Here is a 12728-nt window from a genome sequence, read left to right as displayed (position 1 = left end):
TACACCTGTTTAAGCCTTGGCTATTGCAGATGAATATACTAAATGTTTCCCAAACTGTTCACTTACATATACCTAGAACTCCACCTCGTATAAAAATGACAGCTGCTTCTCCTGAACGCTTTGTGGAACCATACTAAATAGCTTGTTGCGCAACCCGGCTGCCCAGGGCTTTTCCCATTGAGCCACCCGGCCTATTCGCCATGAGTTTTCCACTATCTTTTTGGTTCGTGGCTTCCTGACCTTTTCGAATCGACGGAATTTCTCCTCAATGGTTCCGCCGCCTCGCAGGATCGAGTAAAGAAAGGCCGCATCTTCAATCGCCTGGCAAGCCCCCTGTCCCATATTGGGCGTGGTAGCGTGACCTGCATCGCCCGCTAGCAGCACCTTACCAAAAGCAAACTTATCGATCGGCACCAGGTCGATGATGTCACCCCAGATGATCTCTTCCTGTGCCGCACTCTGGATCAGCTCTGCCACTGGTTCATGGAAGTCATCGAAGTGCCAGAGAAGGTTTCCTTTTTTGAAGTTGCGCACCGACAGGTCATGCTGCCTTGCGTTGAGGCAGGCAAACCAGTAAATCCTATCATCCTTCAATGGAACGATGCCAAATCGTGCGCCTTCTCCCCATGTTTCTGAAGGCAGCTCTATCCGTTGTTTGGGTTGCGGAACCACAGCTCTCCAGCAGGTGTAGCCGGCATATCGTGGTGCCGACTTAGGTAAAAACTGCTTCCTTATTTGGGAGTGAATGCCGTCAGCGGCTATTAAAAAATCGCCGGAGGCTGAGGTTCCGTCAGTAAACTTTACTTCGACGCCAGATGCGCTTTCACTGCAGCTCTCCGCTTTTTTCCCTGTGACGAGTTTAGTTTTCTTAAGGTTTTTGAGTAATACTTCGTGCAGCTCGGCACGGTGAATAGCAAAGTTATCAACACCATATTTTGCGCTTATTTTTAGTGAATCTACCTGAGTAATGAGAGCTCCCTCTTTGGTCAAAAGTTTTGCGCTTGGAAGTAGCTGACCTGCGGCCAGCACTTCGTCCTTCAGGCCCAGATGGTCAAATGCTTTGACAGCATTCGCTGCCAGACCAAGACCGGCGCCCACAGATTTGAACTCCGATGCTGCTTCATATACTTCTACTTCGTGCCCGAGCTTTTCCAGTGCGATGGCGGTCGTTAACCCACCTATTCCGCCACCTGCTATTACTGCCTTCATGTTTTAATAATTTGGTTATGCAATTTTACGGCAAAGAGCAGTGCTGGAGTTTTCCAAACCCGCCAAAGCACTTGCCAATCACGACAAAGTAGTTAAATTGATGCCCATGATGATATCAGCCAATATTGTAAAGCACCTGATGAAGAAGGTAGAGGTGGCTGGCTATGGTCATTTGCTGCAAAATTCTCCGGATTACATATTGCTGGAGTCGTTGCCCACCGACGACATGATACGTGCCGAAATGTTCTTTCGGATCATTGGCCACGTGGCTACACATTACCCCGATGGGCAAATGGCCTACGATATTGAGTACAAGCATTTTTCGTTGGGGCAAATTAATATGCTGGGCGCACTGGGTCAGCTGGTGCAGGTGAGCCCAACACTGCAGAATGTATCGGAGGCATTTTATAAATACTATGGTAAGCTAAACGGCATTTTTAGCCCATCTATTGAAAGGAGAGGTGAGTACATTGCCTCCACAATAACTACAACAGAGTCGGGCCTTTGGAAACAACGGACTTTTCAAGTGACTATCGAAATGTTTCTTTATGGAATGATGAGGATAGTAAAAGAGTGGTTCGATGCTGAAATAGCGCAGCCTGTGTCGCTTACCCTTCCTTACGAGTTGCCCGGACCTGAGCGGTCGGTAATGAGGAGAACTGTGGGTATTGACCCGTTGACGGGGGATGGTTGTTACCTGGTGTTCAAAGCGGATGTTTTTCTTCGACCGCTGCCGTTCGCCAACCCACAGCTGTGGGACCATTTGAAACAATACCTTGAGCAGAGCGCACAGCAAGACAAAGAATTGTTCAAGACTCAGCTTGAGGCCTATTTAAAGACCAACATTAAAAACACCCCCGACTTAAAAGCGGCAGCCAACCATTTCTCGTTGAGTGAGCGCAGCTTGCAACGGAAGCTACGTAGTGAGCAAACAAACTTCCAGCAGGTGATTGACCGGGTGAGAAAAGCGTTGGCTTGCCAACTGCTCCGCAACGAACGACTGAGCTTAAAAGAAATTGCTTTTGAATGTGGGTTCTCTGATCCCAACTCTTTCTTTAAAGCTTTTAAGAAATGGACTGGGCTGACTCCTGAGCAATGGAAGGTGAGCCAGTAGAGTTTTGCTGCGCTTTTCAAGCCCTCAAGTGTTGCCTGTTGAGGACAGGTTATGTAAAAAGAGTGTAAAAGAAGTGTCAAAAGGCCTTAACCATGTAACCATTTGATTAGAAGCGAGTAAATTTCAATAACTAATCAATCCCTTCCATGATCAAAAACTACCTCCTCATTGCATTTCGTAACCTGCTCAAGCAAAAACTTTTTAGTTTCATTAACGTTTTCAGCCTCGCTATTGGCTTAGCGGCGTCCATCGTTATCTACCTGTTTATTCAGGATGAAACCAGCTTCGATCAATTCCATTCGCTAAAGGAAAACATCTACCGGCTCGATGAGATTCAGAGCTTTCCTGGTACCAACACTCAAAAAGTAGCCTTGTCTATGCCGGGCATGGGGCCGTTCATGCAGCAGGATTTTCCCCAGGTGAAGCGGTACGCACGGTTCATGGGAAACGACAATATGCTGTTTGAGGTGGGTGAAAGGAAGATCAAAGTTAAAATGGGAGCTAATGTGGACAGCACTTTTCTCCGAATGTTTGACTTTGGCGTAGTTGAAGGTGATAGGGAAAATGCGTTGAACGACCCACTCACCATGGTAGTGACAGAGGGGTTAGCCTTGAAGCTTTTTGAGAGAAAAGACGTGATGGGGGAAATGGTGACCTGGGGCGATAAGTCTTATAAGATTACCGGGATAATGAAGGATGTGCCCGAAAACTCACATTTGCAATTCGAGGTGCTTGTTTCCATGGCGACCATTGTCAGAGACAATCCGGGTCTTAATACCGCCTGGGGCAGCAACTGGATGGTGACCTACCTTGAACTGCACCCGGGTACAAACGTGGATGAAATGTCTGCCGGGTTCAACGATTTTCTACTTAAGCATGGTGGTGAGGATATTCTGGACTACTACAAATTATTTTTGCAGCCATTGACGGATGTGCATTTGGGCTCGATAGATATTGAGCACGACTACCACGACTACCGAAAATTCAATGGCGAGTACATAGGTACTTTTGAGCTTGTGGGAATCTTCATTCTGCTTATTGCTGGAGTGAACTTCACCAACCTGGTCACTGCCAGAGCTTCTTATCGCTTCAAGGAAGTTGGTATTCGCAAGTCAATTGGAGCCAAAAAAGGTCAGCTCTTTTCTCAATTCCTTATTGAGTCAACCATTTTGGCTTTCCTGGCGTTGATCCTGGCGCTGCTCCTGGATCTCCTCCTTATTCCCTTTTTGAATACACTGATTGGAAGGGAACTGAGCTTGCTTTCCTACCTTGGGCAACCTTCATTTTGGGGAGGGCTTTTCTTCATTACTTTGATGTTGGGGTTGATTGGTGGGATTTATCCGGCACTTTTTATGGCCTCATTTAAGACCGTCAGCATCATTAAAGGAGCAAATGTAAAGAGTGGCAAGTCGTGGCTGGGAAACTCGCTGATAGTAGTGCAGTTTGGTCTGGCATTGGCCATGATTGTGAGCACTTTCGTGGTGTTGCAGCAGCTCAGCTTCATGCAAAACAAAGACATTGGCTTCGATAAGGATCACATTGTGCAGGTAAGCCTGAATGGGGATGCTAACAAGAAGTTTGACCTGATCAAAAGCGACTTGCTCAACCAAGCCAACATTCTTGGCGTAACAGCCTCCGGCCAGCGGCTGGGCAACAACTTTCACCAGTGGGGCTTTAAGTACAAGTCGGATTCAGGAGTAATGGACATTACGCCCTCCAATGTGAATGTGGATTACGATTTCCTTGAGGTATTTGGCATAACGCTGAAAGAAGGGAGAGGTTTCTCGAAGGAATATGCGCAAGACAATGGCATGTCGTTCATCATCAATGAGTCGCTGGCCAAGGATCTGAATTTGTCTCAGCCAATTGGAGCGAAGGCGGGTCATGGGTGGTTTCACAACGACTCTTTGGGAACAATCATAGGGGTAACCGAAGACTTTAACTTCAATTCGCTGCACTATGCCGTCAACACGCTATCGATGGTGGTGCACCCTGAATGGGGCTATCAGGAAATGTCAGTGAAAATTAATGGACAAAACATTGAGGCGGCCCTTAAAGAACTCGACGAGGTGTGGACGAAACATGTTGGCAGGTTTCCACTGGAGTACACCTTTCTGGATGCTCATTTTGAGGAGCTCTACCGCTCCGACAAACAAATGAGTGCCGTGGTGACTATCATGGGCGTACTGGCCATCCTTATCGCCTGTATGGGGCTGTTTGGTTTGGCTGCCATCACTACCGAAAGAAGGATCAAAGAAATAGGCATCAGGAAGGTGCTGGGCGCTTCGGTGATCAATATCATGTTTGGCCTGAGCAAAAGCTTTGTGCTGCTCATTCTGATAGCCTTTGTGATTATGACACCACTTGCATGGCTTTTTCTTGGCAGGTGGTTGGAGAACTTTGCTTATCACATCGACATCAATCCAGTGGTTTTTATTGTGTCGATGGTTATTGCTGTCGCCATTGCCCTGGCGACCATCAGCTACCACACGCTCAAATCGGCCAAAGCTAATCCAGTGGATGCGCTGAGGTATGAGTAAGGGTGTGGGGTGGAGGCACTGAGGCTTGTTGTACCGTCACTCCTGCGGAGGCAGGAGTCTAGAAGGGGCGTGCCATGTCCATTACAAATTGGCCATAGGCATGTAGGGATGGTGGATGTGCTTACTAAGGGGGATGGCTATGACGTTGGGGTGCAGGTGAACCTGACGAACGAGATTTTGTTCACTAGTGGCTGCCAGAAGGATCAACCGGTTTTTTCGTGAAATCAACCCCCACGCCTAAACCTATTTTGAGCCCAGACCAGTCTACAAGAGCGCCACTCTGAGTGACTGGGTAATCCAATTTCGCATATTCATATAAGAGAGAGGTGTTTATATAACCTTTCCATATATCCTTTCGGTAACTTATTCCTACTATTATTGGTAGTGAGGCTGATGGGGTGCTTTTTTTTGTCGACTCATTTGAGCCCTGAGTCTTGATTGTTTGGACAATGTCCAGAGAGTTCCACGAATAGCCGACTCGCAGGTTTATTTTGATAATTCCTGGCCTGGTTACAATGCTGCCTTGGTATGCAGGGCCAATGACGACCGACTCCACCAAAAAATCTGTTGTATAGCTTCCCGAATAGTCGACATACGAGTTTCTTGCCCCTGTAGAACGATAGCTTCCCCAAATACCTATCTGGCTGATATCGTCTACTTTGTAGGCGCTTAGAAAATCATAAGCAAAGTAGGCTGGGAAAGAAGATACTGATTTAAGAGGGATAGGGTTATGCCAAGCAAAAACGGCCTGCACGTCACGTAAATATTTCATTGAATATGTGGCATAATATACATTTGACTCAATATTAATTATTTGACAATAACCGACTCCGGAAACGGTAAAAAGGATCATGCAAGTGAGTAATTTTCTCATTTAGTAGTATTTGAGTGCTCGGCCGTTTGTAGAGAATAACGTTCCGTTAAAATAATATTTTTTGAAGCCAACACCTGTTTGCAATTGCTTGATGAGCCTACCTGTTGAGTATCGATAAATAGATACCTTATCGGATCTTATGTAAACAAAAACATCTCTTTCCTTGTCGATAAAGGCATTTGAAATGGACGAAGATTGTCCAGGTTGCGAATCCAAAGCATCAAAAATAAAAGAGTTGACAATCGTGCCAGTTTTTGGACTTATTTCTATTATCCCATTACCTTGAACTGATAGTAGATTACCATCCTCAATAAAACGTCCGTTAGTTAGGTTCGATAGACTAATTGACTTTTGATATTTGCCTACCATACGTTCATAAAATATACCATAGAAGTAAAGGATATCTCCTGTTGGGCTAAAATCAATATTATCGCCACTTAAAGTTGCTGGCTCGGAAAAAACAGTATTCTCTCTCTTGGAATCAAGCACAATCGCCTGCCCTAAGGTCTTGACAAAGACAAGGTTGTTTGAAGCCAATTTTGTGGACATGGCTCTTCGGGTAAAACTATTAGTTGAGGTTATATAGGAGCCGAAATAGGTTTCTTTTTCAAGCGTCATTGTTAACGCATTGAATTCCAGCAACCTAAGAGAGTTGGAGGTAACTGTCAATACCTTTTGCCCGTCTGGACTGGTTGTTATTGTTGGGTTTTCATTGTTATACTCAAGAAAGTTTGCCTGAGACTCAACTAAGAGATTATTATTTAAACGATAAATCACATTGTTATATTCACTATTTGAGTTTTCTGGGAGCAGACTTTTTAGGAAATACTTATTAAAAGTCGGGTCATACGTCATATGCAGAAAGCTTGGAATAGAATCGCCTAATGCAATCTCGTATGTCAAACTATGATATTGGGGGGAATAAGGTGAACTCACATTTTTGTAGTAAAACCTTGCCTGAAATTTATAGTTTTCGGCAAAAAAAATTTCTTTTTCGTACCGAATAGAGTCATTGAGAATCTGACTTGATTCCATCAAAACCTCCTCTGAAAATCTGTTAATTTTTACTATCTTAATTTTATCTACATTTTGATATAGGAGAGGCTTCTTCCAGATAATTTTGACAAAATTACTATCCACAATTTCGGCGGATAGTAGCGTTTCCGTCAGTGAAAAAGTCTTATTAGTGCCCTCGACATCAAAGTAAGGTGTCTCGATGTCGATTCGGAAATTTATGTTTCCAGATATGAATTGCTGAAATTTAGTGCCCGTCGCTGTGTTATCAAGCTCAATAGTTGCCGACCCAGCCCTTAAATGGTACTTGTCAAAATTTATTATTTCTGGAGCACTCCATGTAAGCCTTAATGTTCCGTTTTCGATTAGTATCGAATCTATTTCTACAGGTGGCGGTGGGGTTGTGTTGATCGTTAATTTCAATTCCTTCCAAATCTCATACTCTTCGAACCCAAGAATATCGCCAAGACTGTTATTATTGGGTGCTGCAACGTAAGTAACCCTCAACACATAGCTAGCATTTTCGTAATCGGTGGGATCAATAACAAAAGAAAGGGTGTCGGTGAGATTTCGTGTTATCGAGCTAACACTCGTTGTGTCTAAATAGATGTCAACCCACTTAAGAGCAGCTCCTTCCGTGATGACAAACTTAAAGGTTGTTGGTTTATAGACCAGTATGTCTTCCTCACTATCGATATAAACTTCTAGGGTAGAGAAGTCGGGCTTTTCAACCTCTTTGAAGTAGACATCGTCTGGTTGAAATTGGCAAGCATATAAAATGAATAGGCAAAATGATATCATCCATTTGCCTGGTTTCTGATCAGAAATCCTTCTGAAGGAATTGTGCATTTAAGGAGCCCTATGTGTTTGGCACAATTAAGATAAATTCAGTGACATTTATTTGAGATTTTTTATCAATAGTTACCTGAAAGTTTACCAACTGTAAGGATGACTCAGACTGATTATTAAGGCGGTGGACTCACAGCCGTCCAGCCGCCGTCCACTATCACAGTTTGCCCCGTGATTTGCCCGGAGTGGGGCGACAGAAAGAACAGAACAGCGTTAGCAATATCGGCAACTGTAGCAGCTCTTCCGGTAGGAGTGATAGCATTCCAGGCACCCATATAGTCGTCTTCGAGGGCCATGGTGCGCTCGGTGATAGTGGCGCCTGGAGATACAGCATTCACCGTGATTTGATGCGGGCCCAGCTCAGCACCAAGCGTCTTGGCCATAAACTGTATGGCTGCCTTCGACACGCCGTAAGCGGCAAGATCCGGATGGTATTGGTGGCCGGTAACAGAAGACATCATAACAACCCGGCCTTCAGATTTTTGCTTGATAAACTGCAAAGCCGCCTGTTGAGTGAGGAAGAAAGTGCCTTGCAGGTTCACAGCGCAAATGCGCTGAAAGTTCTCCACCTTATATTCCAGAAACTTGCCGAAGGTGGTAATGCCCGCATTGGCAATCGCCATGTCCAGCCTGCCGTAGGCGCTTACTGCCTTGCCTATTAGCCCTTGTATGGTTTCCATAGTGCTGGAGTCACCTGCGAAAGGGACGCACTTTCCACCTTCTTTGGTAATAGTGTCTGCGGCCTGCTTTGCCACCTTTTCATCAATATCGTTGAGCACCACGCTGGCGCCTCTTTGGGTAAGCTGTCTGGCTATTTCGAAGCCGATGCCGATACCCGCTCCGGTGATGATAGCTACTTTGTCCTTGAATAATTGATCCATTTCAAAAGGGTGTTAAGAGATGTCAGTCTGAGCCTGTCGAAGACGATTTGTCGTCAATAATTATGCTTCGACAAGCTCAGCATGACATTGCGTTAAAAAATCCTAATGCGAATCCCGCTTTACCTCTTTGCCCGACTTGCCTCTCAGGAAGTCGAGGTCAGTGCCCAGGTGAGACTGCTCCACGTGGTCGATGTAAAGCTTCACATAGCCACGGTTGTAACCCAGGTCAGGCGCTTTCCACTTCTTTTTCCTTTCTGCCAACACGGCATCCGACACGTGAAGCTGTAGCTTTCTTTTAGGCACATCCAGCTCAATTAGGTCGCCATTTTCTACCAGTGCTAAATTGCCACCTGCCGCTGCCTCTGGAGACACATGCAGAATCACTGTGCCAAAGGCGGTGCCGCTCATGCGTCCGTCAGAGATACGGATCATATCCGTCACGCCCTTATCAAGCAATTTTTTAGGCATGCCCATATTGCCAACCTCTGGCATACCGGGGTAGCCTTTAGGGCCAACGTTCTTCAAAACCAGAATGCAGGTTTCATCTACCTCCAAAGCAGGATCGTCTATTTTGGCTTTGAAGTCCTCGATGTCTTCAAATACTACGGCTTTTCCTTTGTGCACCATCAAAGCAGGTGTCGCAGCATTGGGCTTGATAATGGCTCCATTTTCAGCCAGGTTGCCTTTTACTACCGCTATGCCAGAGTCCTTTTTAAAAGGTTTGGCTACAGAGGCAATCACCTTATCATTGAAGTTTTCTGACCGGGCTACGTTCTCTCCTATGGTCTTTCCGGTTACCGTGAGGGCATTCTTGTTGATCAAAGGAAGAAGCTCTTTGATAACAGCAGGTAAGCCTCCTGCGTAGAAAAACTCTTCCATCATGAACTGTCCGGAAGGTTGCAGGTTGGCGAGTAGCGGTATTTTGGAAGAGAATTTATCGAAGTCTTCAAGATCCAGTTTGATACCAGCACGACCGGCAATGGCTAGCAGGTGAATCACAAAGTTGGTAGAACCACCCACCGCAGCATTCAGCATGATGCTGTTTTCAAACGCTTCCCTGGTTAGGATTTTGGAAACTACCAGGTCTTCTTTCACCATTTCCACAATCCGACGGCCGCTCATTTGGGCCAATACTTTTCTTCTGGAGTCGGCAGCGGGAATAGCTGCATTCTCTGGCAGGGTAAGCCCAAGCGACTCCACCATACATGCCATGGTAGAGGCGGTGCCCATCACGGCACAATGGCCCTGGCTGCGGCACATGCAGGCTTCCGCTGTCATGAACTCGTCCTGGCTCATCTCACCCCGGCGGTTAGCTTCGCTAAAACGCCAGATGTCGGTAGTGCCAATGTCTCTGCCCCGGTATTTTCCGTTGAGCATAGGGCCACCTGAAACGAAAATGGTGGGCAGGTCGACACTAGTAGCTCCCATGAGGATAGAGGGCGTTGTTTTGTCGCAACCACCCAGAAGCACTACGCCGTCGATGGGGTTAGCCCTGATGCTTTCTTCTGCATCCATGCTGGCAAGGTTGCGGTAGAGCATCGCAGTGGGTTTGATCAGTGTTTCACCGAGCGACATCACCGGAAACTCCAAAGGAAAGCCACCAGCCTCCCAAACTCCTTTTTTTACCGACTCAGCCAGGTCCCGGAAGTGCCCGTTGCAGGGTGTCAGCTCCGACCACGTGTTGCATATGCCTATCACAGGCTTTCCTTCAAACTCATCGTGTGGAGTACCCTGATTTTTCATCCAGGCTCTGTAGATGAAGCCGTCTTTTCCCTTTTTGCCAAACCAGTTCTGGCTGCGTAATTTTTTCATGTAGGTAAGTAATTGTAGGTGTTTTTTCTTCTTCTGTATAATGACTTCCTTTTTGGGGTTTTCAATATTCTTCTCTAGTTCCGCCTGTAGTCGGGCCCGTTTTCTGTCTTCCAACTTCCGTCTACATTTACGTCTCCTATCTCCTGTCTTCGGTCTCCCGTCTCCTGTCTTCGGTCTCCCGTCTTCGGTCTCCTTCCTCCTCAATACGTCGCTCGTCCGCCGCTAATGTCAAAGACAAACCCAGTATTGAAGCTTGCCTCTTTCGATACGATCCAGCAGGAGAGGGCCGCCACCTCTGCGATGGTTCCCATGCGCTTCATGGGTATTTTGTCGGTCATGTACTTCAACATTGCCGGGTCGGTGTTTTCATTAAACTCCGTAGCAATTACAGCTGGCGCAATACCGTTTACGGTGATGCCCGATTCAGCATATTCTTTTCCAGCCCCTTTCACCAGTCCAATTAGTCCTGATTTGCTCGCTGCATAGCCCATCATGCCCGGGTTGCCTTCTTTGCCACCAATGGAGGTCACATGAAGGATTCTGCCATAGCCTGCTTTTAGCATTGGAGCGATAGCATGCTTGGTAAGCAGAAATGCACCTCGCAGGTTGATAGCAATCACCTTGTCGAATACATCAGTGGTGTAGTCGCCAATTTTCACATTGGTTTCCCCCACAATACCGGCACAGTTGACCATCACATCCAACCGACCATTTGCAGCTACCACTTTTTGAACAAGGGCCTGTATTTCTTTTTCTGAGGTTACATCCACTATTTCTCCGGATACCTTCAATCCATTGCCTGTAAGTTCTTTTACAGTGGCATCCAGTTCTTTTTGAAGTACATCCAGAATCACAACTGTTGCACCTTCTGAGGCCAATCTTTTGGCTACTCCTTTACCAATCCCTCTGGCTCCGCCAGCGACAATGGCTACCTGATTTTCAAATCTTTCCATGTAATATTAAACTTAAGATTTTCCTCGCTATATGCATAGCCACTTTGCACAGATAGCTTGAAAAGCATAAAAAAAACCCGAAACATTGTGCCTCGGGTTCTGAATACTTCGGGTTGCGAAGCTTTTTACTTTAAATCACTGAAATCAAAATCTTCCAGGAATTTCGTGGTGAACTTGCCTGACTTGAATTTAGGGTCGTCCATCAGTTTAATATGGAATGGAATGGTGGTTTTAATTCCCTCAATCACAAACTCCGACAAAGCCCTTTTCATTCTCGTAATCGCTTCTTCACGGCTTTGGGCTGACACAATGAGCTTGGCAATCATGGAGTCGTAGTTAGGTGGAATGGTATAGCCGGCATATACGTGGCTGTCCACTCTCACACCATGCCCGCCTGGGAGGTGAAGGTTTGTTATTTTACCCGGGCTCGGACGGAATCCGTTTCCTGGGTCTTCAGCGTTGATTCTACACTCCATTGAGTGAAGTTTCGGGAAGTAGTTTTTGCCGGAAATAGGTACGCCCGCAGCAACTTGAATCTGCTCTTTGATCAGGTCAAAATCTGTCACCTCTTCAGTAATTGGGTGCTCCACCTGAATCCTGGTATTCATTTCCATGAAGTAGAAATCTCCATGCTTGTCTACAAGAAACTCAATGGTGCCGGCTCCTTCGTAACCTATGGCCTCGGCACCAGCAATGGCCGCTGCACCCATTTTTTCTCTCAGCTCCTGAGATACAATAGGAGAAGGGGTTTCTTCTACCAGCTTTTGGTGGCGGCGCTGAATAGAGCAATCTCTCTCCGAAAGGTGGCAGGCTCTGCCTCTGCTGTCTCCAACGATTTGAATTTCTATGTGGCGTGGTTCTTCAACAAACTTTTCGAGGTAGAGGCCATCGTTCCCAAAGGCCGCTGCAGATTCCATTCTGGCATCATCCCAGGCTTTTTGAAATTCTGACTCTTGCTTCACCAGACGCATACCCCGGCCACCACCGCCGGCAGTAGCCTTCAAAAGCACCGGATAGCCTACTTCGGCGGCCAATTTTTTGCCCTGCGCCACCGAGTCTAATAGACCCTCAGATCCGGGGATAATGGGCACGCCAGCCTTTTTCATGGTGTCTTTGGCAGTGGCTTTGTCTCCCATTGAGTTGATCATCTCGGGACTGGCCCCAATGAATTTGATGCCATATTCCTGACAAATGCGTGAGAATTCAGCGTTTTCAGAAAGGAAACCATAGCCGGGGTGAATGGCATCGGCATTGGTGATTTCAGCCGCTGAAATCAGATTGGGCATTTTCAGGTACGACTTGGCACTTGGGGGAGGGCCTATGCAAACGGCCTCGTCAGCAAATCTAACGTGAAGGCTGTCTTTGTCGGCTGTGGAATAAACGGCCACCGTTTTAATACCCATCTCCCTGCAGGTTCTTATGATCCTCAGGGCGATTTCTCCTCTATTGGCTATTAATATCTTTTTGAACACAATAATTTGG

At 46.3% G+C, this 12728-nt stretch carries 9 protein-coding genes; 2 read left to right on the top strand and 7 right to left on the bottom strand.

Features of this window, described 5'->3' with window-relative positions; all coding sequences use genetic code 11:
* Positions 1-72 precede the first annotated feature (72 nt).
* The gene (locus tag ACMVP2_RS02395; protein ID WP_416866563.1) at positions 73-1209 is read right to left on the bottom strand and encodes an FAD-dependent monooxygenase; all 1137 of its coding nucleotides are present in this window, start codon (positions 1207-1209) and stop codon (positions 73-75) included.
* 106 nt (positions 1210-1315) lie between these two features.
* Between ACMVP2_RS02395 and ACMVP2_RS02390 the strand changes: the two genes are divergently transcribed.
* Entirely contained in the window at positions 1316-2323 is a 1008-nt protein-coding gene (locus ACMVP2_RS02390) for a helix-turn-helix domain-containing protein (RefSeq protein WP_416866562.1), read from the top strand.
* 146 nt (positions 2324-2469) lie between these two features.
* Positions 2470-4863 (top strand): ABC transporter permease, encoded by a 2394-nt coding sequence (locus ACMVP2_RS02385; RefSeq protein WP_416866561.1) that lies wholly within the window; start codon positions 2470-2472, stop codon positions 4861-4863.
* A gap of 184 nt (positions 4864-5047) precedes the next feature.
* Here the strand turns inward: ACMVP2_RS02385 and ACMVP2_RS02380 are convergent, their stop codons facing one another.
* The 6 genes from ACMVP2_RS02380 to accC form a co-directional block, all read right to left on the bottom strand.
* Positions 5048-5737, bottom strand: coding sequence for a hypothetical protein (locus tag ACMVP2_RS02380; protein WP_416866560.1), 690 nt, complete (start codon positions 5735-5737; stop codon positions 5048-5050).
* Positions 5738-7552, bottom strand: coding sequence for a hypothetical protein (locus ACMVP2_RS02375; protein ID WP_416866559.1), 1815 nt, complete (start codon positions 7550-7552; stop codon positions 5738-5740).
* 164 nt (positions 7553-7716) lie between these two features.
* On the bottom strand, positions 7717-8481 hold the full coding sequence (locus tag ACMVP2_RS02370) for an SDR family NAD(P)-dependent oxidoreductase (RefSeq protein ID WP_416866558.1): 765 nt from the start codon (positions 8479-8481) through the stop codon (positions 7717-7719).
* A 102-nt stretch (positions 8482-8583) separates the two neighbouring features.
* Positions 8584-10293, bottom strand: coding sequence for an IlvD/Edd family dehydratase (locus ACMVP2_RS02365; RefSeq protein WP_416868188.1), 1710 nt, complete (start codon positions 10291-10293; stop codon positions 8584-8586).
* 200 nt (positions 10294-10493) lie between these two features.
* Positions 10494-11246: an SDR family NAD(P)-dependent oxidoreductase gene (locus ACMVP2_RS02360; RefSeq protein ID WP_416866557.1), complete on the bottom strand. Its 753-nt coding sequence runs from the start codon at positions 11244-11246 to the stop codon at positions 10494-10496.
* Between the two features lie 125 nt (positions 11247-11371).
* A complete protein-coding gene (accC, locus tag ACMVP2_RS02355; RefSeq protein ID WP_339786365.1) occupies positions 11372-12718 on the bottom strand; it encodes an acetyl-CoA carboxylase biotin carboxylase subunit in 1347 nt (448 codons plus the stop codon).
* Positions 12719-12728: the final 10 nt, after the last annotated feature.

Source organism: Imperialibacter sp. (assembly GCF_048007035.1).
In the GTDB taxonomy this organism is placed as follows: domain Bacteria; phylum Bacteroidota; class Bacteroidia; order Cytophagales; family Cyclobacteriaceae; genus Imperialibacter.
This window is presented reverse-complemented; position numbering and strand designations above follow the sequence as displayed.